An 18,028-nucleotide genomic window follows, 5' to 3' on the forward strand; every position below is an offset into this window, starting at 1 on the left:
GCCCGGAGACTGTGGGCCAGCGCTATCGCCGTGCTCAGGCTTCCGCTTCGTTCGCAAGTTGCACGTCGCGGATTCTCGACGCATTGATGGTCAGACTGACCAGCGTCGCCATCGCCGTGGATGCAATCAGGAACATGAACGCAGCGTCGTAGCTGTCATAGTGCGAGACCAGCAAGCCGATCACGAGCGGCGCAACGAACCCGGCCACCTGTCCGCCAAAGTTGACCATCCCGACACCCGTTCCGACGAGGCGCTGCGGCAGAATCTTGGTTGGCAGTGCGAATGCAGTGGCGAACACGAACGACTTGAAGAAGTAGACGATCGACTGATACGTAATCACGCCGGCCACCGTTTGCGCGGTGTACATCAGGTACAGGAACATGCCAGTGATTGCGCAGCAACTCATCATCAGATACTTTTCGCGTCCGTCGAAGAAGCGGGTCATGACCCAGCCGCCGATGGCGGTCGCGATACTCGCGGTGATGAACGGCAGTGGCGTCAGCATTCCGACCGCTTTCAGATCGAGGTGGCGCGCGGTCAGCAGATACGCGGGCATCCACGCGTCAAGCCCCTTGTTGACGATGCTCAGACCGAACCACACCGTCAATATCTTCCACATCAAGGGCATCTTCAGCAGATCCCTGGTGCCGCCCCTCCCACCCTTGCCGCTGTTCAGGAGCGCCTGCGCGGTCGCCTCGTCGCGACTCATGCGAGGCGCCTTGACGAATACCAGATAGACCAGCGCGAACACCACACCGGCGACGCCAATCGCGACGAACGCATGACGCCAGCCGAGATACAGGATCAGCGGCGCAATGACCAGGGGCGCAATAAAGCTGCCTACGTAGTTGGACGAAATCAGCAGCGACGACATCCTGGGGCGTTCGGCGCGCGGATACGCTTCGACCACGCCTTTGACCGCCGACGCCGGATAGCCGCCTTCACCGAGACCGAAGATAAAACGGATCGCAACCAGCGACGCCAGAGACCACGCAAGGCCCGTCAGCGCGGTGAACAAGGACCAGAACGCTATCGACACCACCACCACGACCTTGCTGCCGAAGCGGTCGGCGAGCCAGCCGCCCGGAATCTGCATGATCGAATAGCTCAGATAGAACGCACTGAGGATCACGCCGAGTTGCGCCGGATTCAAATGGAAATCGCCACCGATATGTACCAGCGACAACGATACGGCCGACCGGTCTATGTAAGAAATGCAGTAGCCGACATAGAGCAGGATAAAAACCAGCGTCCGTTTGGTGCGGGGTTCAGTTCCAGCAATCATTGTCCAGATCCGGTAAGAGCACTGATGGGCGGCTGCCTGGGCGCGGCAGGCCTGAAGCGGCGTGCATCGTGACGACAACGCCATTCCCGACGGTTCGAACCGATCGTATGGATTCAAAAACGGGGTAACAAGTGATAGATTCCGACGCCTCCTTTGCCAAAAAAGCAGGGTTGCTGCAATGCAGCCTCGACCGCGCGGGCGTTTGCCGAATTCTGATCGAGGGGTTTTGTCAGCTGTCAGTTGCTACGGCGAGATCAGATCCTGAAGTACCAGACGCACTCGTTGATCGCCGCTCGCCCGGTTCACGAGGATGGGAACGCTCGCGTTGCCCGGCTCCTGAAGCAGCGCTCGTATCCTGAACAAGGTGCTCGCCTCAGCGGGAAGCGCGCCAACTTTGATAACGATGTCACCGGCGTGGATGCCGGCCTGTGCCGCCGGTCCATTCGCCGTCACGTCGATGACGCGAAGCCCTCGCTGTCCGGATAGTCCTAACCACATGCCGCTCCGGTCATAGGGCTCGGGAGCGTCGAACCCGGTGCTCTTCGAGAGCCACATCACATGATGGCCGTAATCGAAAGAGACCGTAAATCGCTTCAGGATTCCCATGCCGATGCTCCCTGCCCGATCACCCCGGGTGAAAGCACCTGCCTTCTGAAGCGACAAACGCGTAACAGGTGCCGGCACGGCAAGATCGCCGATCGAAAAGCGCGTCGGCCGCCCCACGATGCCGCGGATCGGGCCTCCGCCGCCGTAGCCGGTCATCGCCTCGACGGTAGTCCCCATTTGCCCGTCCAATCGATAGGCGCGCCAGAAGGCGCCGAACAGCGTCAGGCTGAACCGGTCACCCGTATCGATCTGAAACATCCCGGTTATTCCTGCCACCGACGCTGTCACAACGGGCATGTCGTTCTCGTCGAGCGAAAAGGGGATCGGTATCGCATCCGCCGCCGGCCTGAATCGATCCGCGTCCTGGATGGTCACCTGCTCTCGGGCGGCATCTAACGTTAAAACATACTTCCGGAATATCTCCGTCCCAAGCACGCCGTCGAAATGCTGAAATCCGATGACACGATTGAGCTGGCTCGTGTCCATTGCCGGGATATCCAGAGCGCCGACCGAGAATGGACCCACGCCCAGATCGTTAAGGTGAACGATCTTGAAAGACAGTTGCTGCTCGCCGGCGCCCGTTCCGGTGCCGGCGCTCGTGGGCGCAAGCTTCAGCTTTGCCGCCAGTGCGGTACTGACGGTCGAGCTGGACGAACCCGTATCCACGATGAAAGAGAACGGCCCTTTGCCATCGACCTGCACGGCAATGAAGGGGCGATTGTCGACGATCGAAAGCGGGAATACCTGGGATTGCGGAGCATCGGAGGCCGATGCGGAACCGGTCACAGTACCGCACAGCCAAAGTAGCGCCAGAAAGCCCCTTCGTGCGAGACGCATGTTTTTCTCCCCTGATCGTAGCGAATGCCAACTGTAGTCGACCGGACAGAAAAATGCATCGTTGCCGTTCGTCGAACTAGCTGGCGTCGTGACGCTGCCATTTGAACGAATCGCTCATGACATGCACGACCAGGATGAGACAGCAGGCGCACAGCGTGCTCGCGGAAGCGCCTTGCCGGCTTACTCAGGCAATCCATCCCCCATCGACCGTCAGACTTTCACCGGTGGTGTAGCCTGCTTCAGGACTTGCCAGATACGAGACTGCCGCGGCAATTTCTTCGGGCTTGCCGAAGCGACCCACGCTCGCGAGCTTCGTCATCGTTGCGTGGTCTTCCGTTCCGGGTTGCGGAGCCAATTCGGTGTCGATCGGACCGGGCTGAACCGCATTGACGGTCACGCCATACTTCCCGAGTTCACGCGAAAGACCACGCGTGAAGCCTCGAATGGCAAATTTCGAGGCGATATAAAGGGTCACGCCCGGCAGCGGCGCTGCCTCGCCGAAAGCCGAACCCACGTTGACAATGCGGCCCCAGCCGGTCTTGATCATGCGCTGCGCGGCGTCCTTCGCCAGTTCGATCGGCGCGCGCACGTTCAGATTGAAATGCGTGTCATACGACGTTTCTGACGAGTCGAGGAACGGTCCGTATTCGACGGTACCTGCATTATTGACGAGGATGTCGAGCCGGCCTTCGAAGCGGCCGCCGAAGACGCCGTTCAGCGAGTTGATCAACGCCGTGACACCCTCGGGCTTCGCCAGATTGGCGCCGACTGCTTCCGCGTCGCCACCTGCATCGCGAATCGCCTGGACCACGGCCTCTGCACGCGCCGAGCTCGACGCGTAGTGGACGATGACCGATGCGCCATCGCGCGCAAGACGCGTTGCGATGGCAGCGCCGATGCCACGGGAAGCGCCGGTCACAAGTGCCAGTTTGCCTTTCAGAGCTTGAGTCATGATTACCTCGATAGTGAGTTTTGAACGATCTGCATATGTGCCAACACATTCATGCATTGGTTGATGCGTATCGTCCGCCACCGTCGCGAGGCAGGGTAGTCATCTGCGAGGAATAGGTGTTATCGCCGCTGAACGCCCTTCTGGGTCTCAATGCCGCCGTTCTCACCCAGCAGGTGCTCGACGAACGCGACGAAGGCACGCGCCTTCGTTGTCGCCATGCGGCCGGACGGGAAGACGGCCCAGACGTCGATGGTCGGTAAAGTCCATTCGGTGAGAACGGCTTGCACGGTGCCGTCGGCAAGCTCAGGGGAAAACATCCATTCCGATGCGACCGCGAGACCCATGTGCCCCAGCACCGCCGTGCGCATGCCCTCGGCGGCACTCACGCTGACCCGCCCCGACACAGCTACAGAGACTTCGGTACCGTCGTTGCCGCGGAATGACCAGGACTCGCCGCCGCCGCGCAACGAATAGACAATCGCCTGGTGCCGGCTCAGGTCTGCCGGTGTCGTGGGAATACCGGCCTCCGCGAAGTAGCGCGGCGTCCCGACCACCAGTCGCCTTCCTCGCAGGAGGCGTTTCGCGGTCATTGTCGAATCGTCGAGCGCTCCCATACGGAGCGCCACGTCGACGCCGTGCTCGAGCAGATCGATAGAACGGTCGTCGAGGACGATGTCGATACTCAGTTTCGGATGCTGGTCGAGGAAGGTCTTGAGCGCGGGCAGAACATGCAGTCGCGCGAACGTGACGGCCGCACTGATCCGCAAGCGCCCCGATAGACCGTCCGACGATTCGCGCACGACCTGTTCGGCCTGATCCGCTTCATCGATCGCACGGCGAGCGTGCTCGTAGAATCGCTGCCCTGCATCGGTCGGCGCCAGGCCTCGTGTCGAACGCAGCAGAAGCCGCGCGCCGAGGTGCTCTTCCAGTTGCGCAATGGCCTTCGAGACTGCCGGCTGGCCCAACTTGAGCCGGCGAGCGGCGGCAGAAAATGAACCCGCGTCCACCACGGTCACGAACGTTTCCATCGCCGTCATGCGGTCCATGCGGTCCCCCTCGTGGAAACTGTTGCAAGAAAAGAGCACAGTCTACCGAGCATCGGTACCCGCTGTCTTCAGTTGCGAGATGCCTGCTCCGTTCGCCCCTCGCTTGCCATCACCCTCCCCTATTTCCGCCCGCGACGGGCAAGCCAGCCATCGACGGCGAACGGTCCCGATCCGCCCAGCACCAGAGCGGCAAGACACGCGAGATAAAGCAGATCGGTCTCGTAGCCAGGCGGCCCGAACTGCGCACCGGCTGACGTGACGGCCAGCAGCTTGATCGACGAGAACCCGTACTGAAGATGCACGGTCAGTGTCGCCACCATCAGCACCGCGATCATTGGCAGACTGACGAGCGGCACGAATGCGCCGACCATGACCGCAATGCCACCGACCAGTTCAGTGAGAATGGTCGCCCACGCCATGAAGTGAGGTGCCGGCACGCCGAGCGTATGCAAAATCCCGGCAAACACATCTGGGTTCTTGACGATTTTTGCGTAGCCGTGTTCCATGAATCCGTAACCGGTGATCAGCCGTAGTGGCAACGGGGTCCATCGCGCGAGACCCCAGCGGTGGGTCAGCTGGGCGGGATCGGTGAAACGAAGCAGGTGTCGTGCAGTGTTCATGCGCAAGGGTCTCCGGACGGACGTTAGCAAAGAACAGCGGGCAACGCAGCCAGGGACTGCATCGCCGCGCTCTCTTTGTAGTTCGTTGGAGAAGGACGCGCGGTTACAGCGCGGCTGACTATTTTTTTCCTGGCGCGCGGTCGCGTCCGCTGTGGCTACCGTCTGCAGATGACACCTCAGACATGGCATGCGGCAAGCCAGGCTTCAGCCAATAAGATCCGCGCCCGTCGTCAGGACAATCTTTCCAAAGTGTGCGCCTGAATCGATCAACTCATGAGCGCCGCGAGCGTCGGCAAGCGCAAAGGTCTTGTAGACAACCGGCTTGACCTTGCCGCTCTCAATGTGCGGCCAGACCTCCCGCTCCAGTTCCTTGACGATAGCCGCCTTGTCCCCGGATGAGCGTGATCGCAATGTCGACCCCATATGCGTCAGACGTTTCGTCAACATCGGCAAGATGTCGAGATTCTTTGCCGGCCCCTTGATCACGCCCACCTGCAGAATCCTTCCGTCCATGGCTGCGGCTTCATAGTTTCTGGCCACGTAGTCGCCTGCGATGATGTCGAGGATCACGTCGACACCTTTTCCATCGGTAAGCCGCTTCGCTTCGGCGACGAAATCTTCCTCGCGGTAATTGATCGCGAGGTCTGCGCCTAGCGCCACGCTGGCCTCCCGATGCGCTTGCGAGCCCACTGTCGTGATGATTTTCGCAGCGCCGAATGCCTTCGCCAGCATGGTCGCCGTGGTACCGATGCCCGACGCGCCGCCATGGATCAACACCGATTCGCCGGCAACCAGCTTGCCGCGCTGGAACAGGTTCAGCCATACCGTCATGAACGTTTCGGGCATGGCCCCCGCTTCCACCAACGTCAGGCCTTTGGGGATATGCATCACGTTGTCGGCGTGCGCGACTGCATACTCCGCGTAGCCGCCGCCAGGAATCAATGCACACACGAGTTCGCCGATCCGGAATCGGGACACGTTGGAGCCGACGGCAACCACTTGACCGGCCACTTCCAGCCCCGGAATGTCCGAAGCCCCAGCGGGCGGATCATACAGCCCTTTGCGCTGGAAGACGTCCGGGCCGTTCACCGCCGCTGCGTGGATACGGATCAGAACCTGATCGGCGTCCGGCATCGGCACCGGACGCGTAGTCGGCACGAGGACTTCGGGACCACCGGGCTGTTTGATCTCAATGGCCGTCATGGACGACGGCACACGATAAGTTGAGGCAGACATGAATACCATTCCTTCTATAGATGAGGCTCGATTGATCCGGGAGGATCATTGAACGAGAAACTCTTGCGCTCAGTATAGGTCTCGACATTGCTGCATATGTGCAGCATTATTCACGTCGATAGATGCAAATTTGCATCAGGAGGGCGGCACGATGAACTGGGATGACGCGCGAGTGTTTCTCGCGGTGGAGCGCGAAAAAACGCTCCGTGGCGCAGCCAGGACACTCAATCTCGATCAGGCGACGGTCGGCAGACGGATTGCGGCACTGGAGCACGCCCTGCGTGCCACGCTCTTTCTGCGCACTTCCGAGGGTTACGCGTTGACCGCCGCGGGCGAGGCTGCGCTGAAATCAGCGGAGAAAATGGAACACTCCGCAAACGAACTCATCAGACGAACTCAAGGCACGGACACACGGCTTGCGGGGGACGTCAGGGTCACCAGTACCGACTCGATCGCGCTCGAATTTTTGCTGCCCGCCATCGAACGCCTGCATGCTGCGCATCCCGAAGTGCGCGTCCTGCTGGACACGTCGACGCGCATGCTGAATCTGGCAAAGCGTGAAGCGGATATCGCGGTCCGCTCAGTGCGGCCGGACAATCCCGATCTTGTCGCGCGGCGCCTGGCTCGCTGGCCCATGGCGCTCTTTGCATCGAATGCTTATCTCCAGCAGCACGGCAAGCCCGTCCCTGGCTCTGCATTTGCGGGCCACGATCTCGTCGTCTATCAGGGCAACTGGACCGGCAATCGATCGCCAACGCTTGCCGGCGAACCGATACACGCGGGGCGCACCGTATCGACCTTCAATTCCAGCCTCATGCTGCGTACCGCGGTAAAGGCCGGCATCGGCATCGGTGAGCTTCCGATACATCTGGCTGAACACGACGGCCTCGTGCAGATATGGCCTGAACCCGCACGTGGGGCCGTCTATGAAATCTGGCTCGTCACGCATCAGGACCTTCGGCATACCGCGCGCATTGCGGCAATGATTGACGGTATTGTTTCCGTGTTCGAAGATCGCGCGAACTAACACCAGGTCGACGGTGTGGCCCGCACTCATCCATATTGCGCGACGAGCGAGTACCACAAGGCGTAGATTTCCCGCATGCCTGGATCGTGATCGCTGGTCCATACCGCCGTTTGCACAAGTACGAGTTTCGAACGCGGATCGACAATGATTCGTTGGCCATCCATGCCTTGTAATGCGAACATGCGCCGCTCACCCGGAAGTATCCAAACCTGATATCCATAGCCGAAGATCGGATTGGCTATTCCCGGCGCGAGAAAGCTCGACGATGACTCGACCGTCGTTGCCTGTAAAAGCCAGTCGCGCGGGACGATCTGCTTGCCGTTCCACGCGCCGTCGTGCGCGAGCATCAGACCCAGCCGCGCCCAATCGCGCAGCGTCGCGCTTACGCAGCAGTAGGTAATGTCCTGTCCGGTTGGATCGCGCCCCCATGACGCATCCGACTCCATGCCCATCGTCTTCCAGATGCGCTCACTCGCGTACTGAGCCACGGACATATGCGTTGCGTGGCTCAAAACCAGGCCCAGCACTTCCGTTTCGATACTTGCGTAGCTGAAATGCGTGCCAGGTGCGCGCTCGCGTTTGTCGAAGCGCTTGACGGCTTCGATTGCCCCTACGCCGTGCGTGCTCAAAAGGTCATGACCTAGCTTGTCGCGATCGTCGCCGGGATTGCTGTCTTCAAAGAAATGGACACCGGAAGACATATGCAGCAAATCGCGAATTGAAGTTTGCCCATAAGCATTGTTAGCCAACTCCGGCACATAGGCATCCGCGAGATCGTCAATCGAGTGAATCGCGCCTTCCGATATGGCGATACCAATCAGCATTCCGACGAAAGTCTTCGCCATAGACTGCGACATGAACCGGTCGGCGTCCGTACGGGCGTAGCGATAGTGCTCGTAAAGAATGGTGTCGTCGCGCGCGATCAGCAGGCCGGTCACCGGGTTGCGATCGAGATAATCGTTAATGTTGCGGTACTGACCTCCGTACGGATAGTTCAGGGTGAGTTCGTGTGCGGAGGTTTTGAGTGTGGACGGAGCACCGGCCCTGGCAATCGGATCAGCTGGATGAACTTCGTCAAAGTGACTGTAGTAGCCGACAAACTGCCTTTGTGTTCTCGACTGCCCCGGTGCGGGCACGGGATAGTGGTCTGCGGCACCGTAAGCGTCAGCAGCATATCCGGTGTCGGAGAACACCGCGTCCGACTGAGCCACTGCGCACGTCAACGCCAGAATGCAGCCTATGGTTACCTTGACGCCTTGTAGCATTGTCCAGTCCCTTTCTCGTTTAACGGTTGCGACGTTTAGACAGAAGATGACGATAGTCATCTCCTACGCTCCCGTTAAACGGCGGATGGCGCCAGTTTCCGTCGGCAAACCGCCCTGAAAAAATTCCCAGATATTGCGAACTGCCAGGCACGGCTATGTCGTCAAGATGAGGGACTTCCTGGAAAAAACTCCTGGCCAAAACATAGCGGCGCGCCGCGCTCATTTTGACCTAATTCTCCCTGCCTACCATCGCTTTCATGGGTCACGTCCTCTGCCCCGCAACGAAGCTCGATAACTCTCAGGAGAATTGCCATGAACACACTTTTTCGCTCCGCACTGCTTGCCGCTATATTCGTCTTGCCCACAGCGGCGTTTGCGCAATCGGTCATGCAGGTCGATGAAACCCAGGTTGAGATGGTCGCGTACGAGGCTGCCGGTCCGGATTCCGCGGCAGTGCAGGACCACAGCAGCACGCTGAGCGATCCCGTTGGCTCGCACTCAAGCACACTTTCCGATGCTGGATTCAATCCCGCCGCTGACGTAGGTCTGAATTCGATTTACGTCCGTCACTGATGTTGTGGGTTACTCGCGCGGCAGCTGCACGGCCACGCTGATGTTCACGTCGCCAGCCGCGTGAAGCCGTCCGCGCTCCACGCGTCGGAATTCACGCCTCGGTGAATGAAGAACAGGCCATCGGGATCGTATCGGTGCTTCACCTCGCGGAGCCGGTCGTAATGCGTTCCCCAGTACGCATGTTGCCAGTCGGATTGAAAAAAGCTGCTTTCTGAAATGTAGGCACCTGCATTCGGTACCGCGCGCCGTAGCACGTCTGCCGCCTCACGGATCCTCACCGAGGCCTGCCGGGCCCGTGCGAGATCGGGACCATCCCCAGGCATGCCCCTGAACGCGGGAGCGGCTTCGCCCGCGATAATCGCGAGCGCAAAGGCGTCGAGCACGGCCGGGTTCATGGCGGTCTCCGCTGTCCGCTGACGTGCCTCAGGAGATCCGCCGCCAAGTCCCTTGTTGAAGTGCAAACCGATCGACCAGTGACGGGTGATTTCGAACAGCATATCCACGAGTTGGGCTTGCGCGGACTGTGTCAGCAACGATACCGGCAGCCACGCGGATTCGTAGCCATAGATAAACTGTCCCGCCTCGCCCTGATTCGCAGACCAGAACACATCGCCGGCGGTGGCACCGGGCCTGTCGTCGGTCATCATCGCGCCGGGCACGTGCTGCATGATGTAGGCGGGATCCCATAGCCGCTGTGCCGGCGCGGCGAGGATCTGCGGCGAGGAAGCCAATGAACATCCCGAGGCGGCGCTGGATACCCAGTCGAAGAATGGCTGCCACATGGCCGCCGCCTGATCGCGGCTCAGCCCCTGAAACATCATGGAGATTCGCAAAGTGCCATCTGCGCGTAGCGACACCGTTTCGCCCCAATGCTCGTTCAGGAGAGTCTGTGCGTAGAAAGCAACGAACCTCGCAATCAGTTGCCGGAACGCCTCCGGCGAGTGCGTGTTGATGTTTGCAAAGACCACGCCGAAGTACTCGGGCAACGGATGGGTTTCGAGCGTCACACTCGCGACAGCAACAAAACTTCCGCCGCCCCCGCCTTTCAGCGCCCAGAACAGGTCCGGTTCCCGATAAGCGTTGACGACGCGGACGGCGCCGTCGGCCGTCACCACTTCCGCCTGCAGCAGCGATCCGGCGGCGCTCCCGTAGCGTTTTGAGAAACTTCCAAAACCACCGCCCAGGACAAGTCCGGCGACGCCGACCGTCGCGCAGCCTCCCCCTTGAACGTATCGGCCACCGCGTGTGGTCACCGCATCGTAGACGTGCATCCAGATGGCCCCTGCTCCCACGGTGACTGCTGGCCGAGCTGCTTGCCGGCCCTCTCCGCCTTGAGGGGTAAATCCGTCATGCATTTCGATTGCACGCATGTGCCGCGTCCAGATCAACAGCGAGTCGGGCGAATTGGATGTCCCCTGATAGCTGTGTCCACCACCTTTGATCACCAGCCGCAGGTTGCGCTCGCGAGCGAAACTGATCGCTTCGGAAATGTCCCGCGAATCGCTGGCCGCGACAGCATAGGCGCTCGGCGTGGACATCCACGCGTCTACCCAGCCCGATGTCTGCGTCAGCGCCGGTTCATCGCCGAGGTAGTACGGGTTCTTCAGTTCGTGAAGCAGTCCCTGGCAAGTCGTACCGTCGGGCGCCTGCTGGCAGACGGAGAGCGGCGCCGACAACCGGCTCAGCCGGCCGCCGACTCGATCATTGAGCGCGGCCCAATCGCTCTCCGTGGGCCAGTCCGCATCCGACGGGCGGCGGCGCCGCATCGCTCTATCCCCAGCGGCTCCGGCGTTGGTCGCGCATGCCGTCAGTGCGGGAACGGCCGCGGTGGCAGCGGCGCTTGCCGCGATCTTCAACAGGTCCCGTCGACTGAATCCACGCATCGTCTCTCCTCCACGATAGGGTGATTCGAAATGGTGAGGAATAGCCGCAATTTTCGAATACTAACTCACCCTCGGCTGTTAGCCGGCGAGCGATCAAGCACCTCAAACACGTACGTCTTGCAACAGGACGGAGCTAGACGTTACGATCGCGAATCGATCGCGAGAAAATCTGAGGTAGCCGTGGACACCGACGTACTGCACATCTCGACAAACAAGCATGAACTTGATCTCGACATGATTCATGCATTCCTCCATGACCAGGCGCCGTGGTCGATCGGCATCGCGCGGCATACCGTCGAGCGGGCAATCGAAGGTTCGTTGTGCTTTGGCGCCTATCTCGGCAAACGGCAGGTTGGTTTTGCGCGCGTCATCACCGACTTCGTCACGTTCGGCTATCTCTGTGACGTGTTCGTGCTGCCCGAATTCCAGTCGCGCGGCTATGCGGCGTTATTGATGCAGCACGTCGTCGATTCGGACGTGCTGCAGGGACTCCGACGCATCGTGCTTGTGACTTCGAATGCACACGGTCTGTATCGCCGGTATGGGTTTGACAAGCTTGCGCATCCGGAGAAGTACATGGAGGTGCATCGGCCGAATATTTATTCGGCCAGCTAGGTGGATTCTGATATTGAACCGCTTCGACTACGACGTATCTGCGTTCAAGAAGGACTTCCCTGCCCTTAGCAGTGCGTCGAACTCCCAGCGCACCGAAATACGACGCTGCCCGGCCCTCCCTCCCGCAACGCCCCCAACTTCAACCACGCGAGCGCAATCGGCCAGAGGCTGTCTTCAAAGCGGCTGTGAAAAAACGCGAAATGCCCGATCGCCGGCTGCCCGATCTGCCTCGGCGCAATGCGCAGATGCGTGAGCGCACTGCCCGTGAAATAGCGAAGCAGCCTTTCAATTGCGGGCACGGTGCCGAACTCGTCGTCGGTAACGCTAATCGCGAGGATCGGTGCATGCACCGCCGAGAACTGTGCGACAAGCCGCGCGCGTTCTGCCTCGCCGAGGGCGAACGCCCCGCGCCTGAAAGTGTCTTCGAAACGCGCCTTGCTGCAGCTCCACGATAAAGCTACGCCCTTGGGGGTGTCCTCCATCCAGCCGAGACGCCTGGCCGGCACATAGCCGGCGAGTATCGCGAGAACCGGCATCAGCACATGCCAGCGCCACAGCATCGCGAGCTTGCGGCCCGGCGCGTAGTCGCGCCAATGTGCGTACTGCGCGCCCATCGTGACGACCCGCCGGATCATCTCGTTCGACGGCGCGAGCCCGACGACGACACCACCGACGCTGTGCGCGACGACGTCAACCGGTTGGCCCGGAAATTCGCGCGCCGCGTATTGCAACACCGCCTCGAAATCGAGCTGCCCCCAGTCAAGCCACGACGCGCTAAAGCCGCGTAGCGACCGCGGCCGCGACTCGCCGATGCCGCGGTAGTCGTAGACAATCGCGTCGTAACCGTGGCTGAAGAGGAATGCCGCGAACCGGAAGTAGTAACGGCAACGCACTGAGGTCGCCGCGTTGACGATCACCACCGGCCGCACGCCTGCGTTGGATTCGTGCACGACGCCGCAGTCGCCAGCATGGCGTTCGCCATGACGCCAGACGAAGCCGCGAATCGGGCAGCCGTCCGCGGCAACGAGCGCGATTGCCTCAGGTTCGAGTGCGGTGGTTTTCGTGTCCTGCATCGTATCTCCAGATGAGTCGATTTCCGATTGCCCGAATTCGTGTACATCCACATTCCACTTGACTCATGCGCCCGGCTCAACCAACCTTCTCGCATCTTTCGCATGAGGTGCATGCATGCCAGTACCGCTTGTCAAACTCGCGCCGCTCGACCTGATTCGCGGCTTTGTCGCGGTCGGCCGCCGCATGAGCATCACGCTCGCCGCACAGGACCTGTGCCTCACGCAGTCGGCGTTGAGCCGCCAGGTTCGCGCGCTCGAGGATTGGCTCGGCTTCGTGCTGTTTCAGCGCGGCTACCGGTCGATTTCCTTCACGCCCGAAGGCGAACGCCTCTTTCGCACCGCCGATGCCGCCGTCCAGCAATTGCAGGAAGTCTTCGAAGTCCTGGGCCACGCTCAGGAAGGGCTGCCCGTGACGATCACCGCCAGTATCGGCGTGACGGGCCTCTGGCTACTACCGCGGATCAACGGATTCCAAAGACGTTACCCGAATGTCGACCTGCGTATGGCGGCGATCGACAGAAACGTCGATTTGCGCGCCGAAGGGATCGATCTCGGCATCCGCTATTGCCCGGCCACGAATGCGCCTCCGGGCGCCGTGCGCCTCTTCGAGGAGGCCGTCGTGCCCGTCGCGCATCCCTCGCTCGGGCTCGTACGGCTCGACGAGGCCGCGTTACTGGGGCCTCAGGCGCTGCTCGAATTCGAGGGGCCGCGCAGGCCGCTCCTGCGGTGGTCCGATCAGCTCGCCGCAATGGGACTCGCCCACGCGCAGCCGGTCAGAATGCTCCGTTTCAACCAGTATGACCAGGTCATCGCCGCGGCGCTTGCCGGCCAGGGCATCGCGCTGGGCCGCATCGCGCTGATCGAGCCGCTCCTCGCCGACGGACGGCTCGTCGCGCTTGCCGAGGGCGCCGCCGTGCGCACGAGTACGTACGGTTATTGGCTCTATCAGGCTGAGACACAACCGCGTCAGGACGTGCTCGACGTCGTCGAGTGGATCCGGTCGGAGGCCCGCGCCGTGGAGGCAGTGGTCAAGGAGGCGCTGGCGGCACAGACCGGCGTGTAGCGTTTCCTCTCGCATGCATGGCATGCATGCGAACGCGTCCAAAACATTGATTGAAGCGCGCCGCTCGCCGGCATTTAATGCCCTGCATGGTATGCGGACGCGTGACATCCGCAAACGTCACGTGGGGCCGCGCCGTGCGGCGCCCGCAGCGAAGGCGCGATGAGCAGCAAGCGCGCCACCCACACTACGCGGAGGAGCGGCAGTGAGCGGACAACAGGACATCTGGCGAAACCGCTGGCAACCAGTGATTGCCGGCGGCGTTGTAATGGGCGCCGCTTTGGGCGTGCGGCACGTGCAGGGGCTCTTCCTGACACCGGTCACGATCGACCACGGCTGGTCGCGCGAAACGTTCGGTCTGGCGCTAGCGCTGCAGAATCTGCTCTGGGGCATCGCGCAGCCGTTCGCGGGGATGATCGCCGACCGCTTCGGTTCCGCCCGGGTGATACTCGCCGGCATGCTTGTCTATGCGCTCGGCCTCCTCGTCATGGCGTATGCAGGTACTCCTGGCATCTATACGCTCGGCACCGGCGTGCTGGTCGGCGTCGGACTCTCGGGCTCCGCATTCGGCGCTGTGTACGGCGCGCTCTCGCGGATCTTTCCCGCCGGGCATCGCAGTTGGGCACTCGGCGTCACGGGCGCGATCGGCGGCCTTGGCCAGTTCTGCACCGTGCCGTTCGTGCAAAACCTGATGAGCGGCATCGGCTGGGTTTCGACGCTCGTCGTGCTGGCCACGGTGATGGTCCTGCTCGCGCCGCTCTCGGCCTGGTTGCGCGATCGCCCCGTGCGCCATGTCCCCGGCGACGCGTCCGCGCAATCGATGGGCGCGGCGATTCGCGAAGCGCTCTCGCATCGAGGATTCTGGCTGTTGAACTTCGGCTTTCTGGCATGCGGTTTCCAGCTCGCATTCATCGCCGCGCACATGCCGGCGTATCTGCTGGACAAAGGCCTGAGCGCACGCAATGCGAGCGCAGCGCTAGCCCTGATCGCGCTTGCCAACGTGATCGGCACGTACGTGTGCGGATATGTCGGCGACTTCATGCGCCGGAAGTACGTGCTCTCGGCGATCTACTTCATCCGGTCCGCGGCGATGGCGGCGTTCTTTTTCGCGCCCCTCACGCCGGCAAGCGTCTACGCATTCTCGTTCGTGATGGGCCTGATCTGGCTCGGCACGGTGCCGCTGACAAACAGCCTCGTATCGCAGGTCTTCGGAGTGCGTTATATCGCAACGCTGTTCGGCTTTGTGTTCTTCGGACATCAGTTGGGGAGCTTTCTCGGTGTCTGGCTCGGCGGCATCGTGTACGACGCGACCCACGCCTACGATCTGCTTTGGTATGGGGCGATCACGCTTGGCGTCATCGCGGGCCTCTTGCACTTGCCAATTAACGATGAACGAGTCGATCGTCTCGCCAGGCCGCTTGCGCAGCCGGTGTGAGAAGTATGGGGGGCCTAAGGATCATCACGAGAGCTTTGATGAACTCGCCGAAACCTCTTCGGAAGGCTCTGATCGCAAGCGTGGCCGCACTCCTTGGGCTGGCGATCGTGGCAGTGTGCTTCGTGGGCTACCTTACGCCCGCCGCGCTCTTCTCGCTTCTAACAGGAAGCGCGTTTTGCGGATGAGGTGATAGACGCCAACCGGAGTTCGGCGGTGGTCAACGCCAAGACTGCGGGCGACCCGTCGGGCCGCGAACTACCCGAAAACACGTCCCCATGCTGTCCGAATGCGTCGCGCACGATCTTCGAAGAGATATGAAGCGACGAGTGTCAGCAGGCCTGAAATCACTCCCGTCATGATGTGTTCGAGGTAGGGAATACGATAATGACTCGTGTGTGAGTAGACGTCGCCTAACATGGTCAGGACTCCCACGATAAGCGCATTGCCATACCGATTCGTGTAAAGCTTCGCAGCAGGTGTGAACGTGAGCAGCACAGCGAGAAGACCCGTGAGCAGACCGGTGTGGAATGCAATCGTCCAGTGGCCAAGGCTCATGACGTTGCCCCAACTCCCCGGCATGCAGGTCATACATGCGCTGGTAGGTTGCCAGAAACGCTGGATAAACAGCTTGGCGCGGCGCGTCCACTCGCTTGACATGATGTGTCCCTGCGTATGTGTGAGAACCCCGAGGGCATTTCTCAGGAGATTAGACCGTTCTGTATGCGCTCAGCGCTCAGTTATGTTACGCGGCTCCTGACACAAACTGGCGACGCGCCCTTGTCGCTGAAAACCCATTGCCTCGTATATTTCGCCCGCGTGGTAAGCCTCATCTGCAACAATAACAAACTGGTGCGATCGTCCAGCGGTGCGCCGGATAACCTCGGCCATCAGGGACTTGCAGACATTCCGGTTTCGATGTTGAGGCGCGGTGATCACTGACTGAAAACGCGCGATCCCGTCCAGAAAAAACAAGCCCAGACTTCCGACTTGTTCGTCACCAATAAAAGCTCCCCACCAGTTTCCCAGACCGCGGTCGATCAGCGTTTTGTAGGCCGTCTGTTGATGCGCCATGTAACGTTGTGAAGTGATCTCCTCGGGATTGGGCATGTCGGCGAGTTGCATTCGGGACCAGTCGTCCCAATCCTGCTGGACGGCAAACGGGCGCACTTCAACCAGCGCGCTTGTCGCGACCGGACGCAGGTCATCAGGATGCGCCGCCAGCACACGACAGACCGTCGCGTCATAGCCTTGCTCGACGAATGCGTCGAGGGTGACGACGCTGTCGACGCTCTCCGGCCACGTAAACGTGCGGTGTGCAATCGAAGGCGGTTTGCCGACGAGGTGGGCAAAGTCATGCTCCAACCGTTTCAGGTCACTTCCCGCGGGTTGCCGCGGCAAGACGAGCATATTGCCGAAAAAGTATTCGGGTGCATCGGGGGTGCGGACGACGATGTAGTCATCCCGCGACTCGACGATCCCGGTCTCTGCGTGCAGCAACAGATCGGTAGCGAGACCCAGGTTGTCGGGGAAATGGCGCATTTCAAGTATCGTAAGTAATGAGCATCGGTCGGTCTTTTTGCTTTTATGCGCGTTGACTTTCGGTCAAGGCGGATCGCAACCGGCCGGAGGCGTCATAGGCCCCGGCCTCTGGTTGCGATTGTCTGCGATCCACTTCCCCGTGTCGACTGGCCGAATCTGGGCCGACCTAGGCCACGTTGATCACGACGTCGATGTTGCCGCGTGTGGCCTTGGAGTATGGGCAGATCTGGTGTGCCGCATTCGCCAATGCTTCGGCAACTTCACGCTCCACGCCCGGCAGGCTGACGTTCAGACGAGCCTGCAAGGAGTAAGCGTCGTCAGTTACACACAGGTCCACCTCTGCATCGACGGCGGTGTCTGCCGGCAGCGCAATCTTCATGCTGGCAGCTGCGCGTCGCATCGCGCCGATGAAACAGGCAGACCAGCCTGCCGCAAACAGCTGTTCCGGATTCGTGCCGGTGCCGGATGAACCGGGCGCCGATAGTTTGACGTCGAGCCGGCCGTCGGAACTGCGGGACGCTCCGTCCCGGCCACCGGCAGTATGGGTTTTTCCTGTGTAAAGCACTTTCTTGAGCTGGGTCATGATGGTTATTTCCTCGGTTTACGTTTGGATCTACGGCGGTGCGTGAGTCTGTCATCCGGCGTTGATGCATTAAGCCCCGGCGACGTATCTGGCTTGTGTCGGAAAACGGGCCGATTGCAACGTCGTGTATCACCGTGGCGACCAGATACATTGCGATACGAATCGGGCGTTTTGAGCAGGAAAGGAAAGCGAATCGCGGGCAGGTCCGCGAAGACCCCGCGGAATAAAAGACGCTGGCGGCTCGCGAAGGGTATACAGTGGGGAGACGGCTGGCTGCGTCTCGCGGCCGCGTGCTCAGGGATCCATCATGCCAGTACAGACCAAATCAGCTTCTACAGTCACCAGCGGTTCGAGTGCGTACACTCTCGAGCGCAGGACGCACGCCCTTGTCCT

17 protein-coding genes are annotated in these 18,028 nt (G+C 60.9%); 5 read left to right on the top strand and 12 right to left on the bottom strand.

Annotated features, from left to right (window positions below):
- Nucleotides 1-34: 34 nt before the first annotated feature.
- The 6 genes from P3T24_RS16210 to P3T24_RS16235 form a co-directional block, all read right to left on the bottom strand.
- Complete coding sequence (locus P3T24_RS16210) at nucleotides 35-1,285, bottom strand: MFS transporter (protein WP_429436040.1); 1,251 nt, start codon at nucleotides 1,283-1,285, stop codon at nucleotides 35-37.
- A gap of 243 nt (nucleotides 1,286-1,528) precedes the next feature.
- Entirely contained in the window at nucleotides 1,529-2,677 is a 1,149-nt protein-coding gene (locus P3T24_RS16215) for an aspartyl protease family protein (RefSeq protein ID WP_429436042.1), read from the bottom strand.
- A 235-nt stretch (nucleotides 2,678-2,912) separates the two neighbouring features.
- Entirely contained in the window at nucleotides 2,913-3,680 is a 768-nt protein-coding gene (locus P3T24_RS16220; RefSeq protein ID WP_429436045.1) for an SDR family NAD(P)-dependent oxidoreductase, read from the bottom strand.
- Between the two features lie 119 nt (nucleotides 3,681-3,799).
- Entirely contained in the window at nucleotides 3,800-4,726 is a 927-nt protein-coding gene (locus tag P3T24_RS16225; protein WP_429436047.1) for a LysR substrate-binding domain-containing protein, read from the bottom strand.
- A 119-nt stretch (nucleotides 4,727-4,845) separates the two neighbouring features.
- The gene (locus P3T24_RS16230) at nucleotides 4,846-5,346 is read right to left on the bottom strand and encodes a DoxX family protein (RefSeq protein ID WP_429436049.1); all 501 of its coding nucleotides are present in this window, start codon (nucleotides 5,344-5,346) and stop codon (nucleotides 4,846-4,848) included.
- 204 nt (nucleotides 5,347-5,550) lie between these two features.
- Complete coding sequence (locus P3T24_RS16235; RefSeq protein WP_429436052.1) at nucleotides 5,551-6,582, bottom strand: NAD(P)H-quinone oxidoreductase; 1,032 nt, start codon at nucleotides 6,580-6,582, stop codon at nucleotides 5,551-5,553.
- A gap of 151 nt (nucleotides 6,583-6,733) precedes the next feature.
- On the opposite strand from P3T24_RS16235, the gene P3T24_RS16240 reads away from it, so the two are divergent.
- Nucleotides 6,734-7,609, top strand: a complete 876-nt coding sequence (locus P3T24_RS16240; protein ID WP_429436054.1) for a LysR family transcriptional regulator — start codon at nucleotides 6,734-6,736, stop codon at nucleotides 7,607-7,609.
- A 26-nt stretch (nucleotides 7,610-7,635) separates the two neighbouring features.
- Here P3T24_RS16240 and P3T24_RS16245 read toward each other — a convergent pair whose 3' ends face one another.
- The gene (locus P3T24_RS16245; protein ID WP_429436056.1) at nucleotides 7,636-8,874 is read right to left on the bottom strand and encodes a serine hydrolase domain-containing protein; all 1,239 of its coding nucleotides are present in this window, start codon (nucleotides 8,872-8,874) and stop codon (nucleotides 7,636-7,638) included.
- 312 nt (nucleotides 8,875-9,186) lie between these two features.
- On the opposite strand from P3T24_RS16245, the gene P3T24_RS16250 reads away from it, so the two are divergent.
- Nucleotides 9,187-9,447: a hypothetical protein gene (locus P3T24_RS16250; protein WP_429436059.1), complete on the top strand. Its 261-nt coding sequence runs from the start codon at nucleotides 9,187-9,189 to the stop codon at nucleotides 9,445-9,447.
- A 44-nt stretch (nucleotides 9,448-9,491) separates the two neighbouring features.
- Here the strand turns inward: P3T24_RS16250 and P3T24_RS16255 are convergent, their stop codons facing one another.
- Entirely contained in the window at nucleotides 9,492-11,330 is a 1,839-nt protein-coding gene (locus tag P3T24_RS16255; RefSeq protein ID WP_429436062.1) for an FAD-binding oxidoreductase, read from the bottom strand.
- 180 nt (nucleotides 11,331-11,510) lie between these two features.
- On the opposite strand from P3T24_RS16255, the gene P3T24_RS16260 reads away from it, so the two are divergent.
- Nucleotides 11,511-11,945: a GNAT family N-acetyltransferase gene (locus P3T24_RS16260; RefSeq protein ID WP_429436064.1), complete on the top strand. Its 435-nt coding sequence runs from the start codon at nucleotides 11,511-11,513 to the stop codon at nucleotides 11,943-11,945.
- A gap of 65 nt (nucleotides 11,946-12,010) precedes the next feature.
- Here P3T24_RS16260 and P3T24_RS16265 read toward each other — a convergent pair whose 3' ends face one another.
- On the bottom strand, nucleotides 12,011-13,018 hold the full coding sequence (locus tag P3T24_RS16265; protein WP_429436067.1) for an alpha/beta hydrolase family protein: 1,008 nt from the start codon (nucleotides 13,016-13,018) through the stop codon (nucleotides 12,011-12,013).
- 115 nt (nucleotides 13,019-13,133) lie between these two features.
- Here P3T24_RS16265 and P3T24_RS16270 point away from each other — a divergent pair, with 115 nt between their 5' ends.
- The gene (locus P3T24_RS16270) at nucleotides 13,134-14,081 is read left to right on the top strand and encodes a LysR substrate-binding domain-containing protein (protein ID WP_429436070.1); all 948 of its coding nucleotides are present in this window, start codon (nucleotides 13,134-13,136) and stop codon (nucleotides 14,079-14,081) included.
- A gap of 202 nt (nucleotides 14,082-14,283) precedes the next feature.
- Complete coding sequence (locus P3T24_RS16275; RefSeq protein WP_429436073.1) at nucleotides 14,284-15,513, top strand: MFS transporter; 1,230 nt, start codon at nucleotides 14,284-14,286, stop codon at nucleotides 15,511-15,513.
- Between the two features lie 255 nt (nucleotides 15,514-15,768).
- Here the strand turns inward: P3T24_RS16275 and P3T24_RS16280 are convergent, their stop codons facing one another.
- From P3T24_RS16280 to P3T24_RS16290, 3 genes are all read right to left on the bottom strand, one after another.
- Nucleotides 15,769-16,170: a hypothetical protein gene (locus P3T24_RS16280; protein ID WP_429436076.1), complete on the bottom strand. Its 402-nt coding sequence runs from the start codon at nucleotides 16,168-16,170 to the stop codon at nucleotides 15,769-15,771.
- Between the two features lie 69 nt (nucleotides 16,171-16,239).
- On the bottom strand, nucleotides 16,240-17,052 hold the full coding sequence (locus P3T24_RS16285) for a GNAT family N-acetyltransferase (RefSeq protein WP_429436079.1): 813 nt from the start codon (nucleotides 17,050-17,052) through the stop codon (nucleotides 16,240-16,242).
- Between the two features lie 166 nt (nucleotides 17,053-17,218).
- Nucleotides 17,219-17,635, bottom strand: a complete 417-nt coding sequence (locus P3T24_RS16290) for an organic hydroperoxide resistance protein (RefSeq protein ID WP_429436082.1) — start codon at nucleotides 17,633-17,635, stop codon at nucleotides 17,219-17,221.
- Nucleotides 17,636-18,028 lie beyond the last annotated feature (393 nt).

The sequence above is a fragment of the Paraburkholderia sp. GAS33 genome, assembly GCF_050436645.1.
GTDB lineage: Bacteria > Pseudomonadota > Gammaproteobacteria > Burkholderiales > Burkholderiaceae > Paraburkholderia > Paraburkholderia phenazinium_B.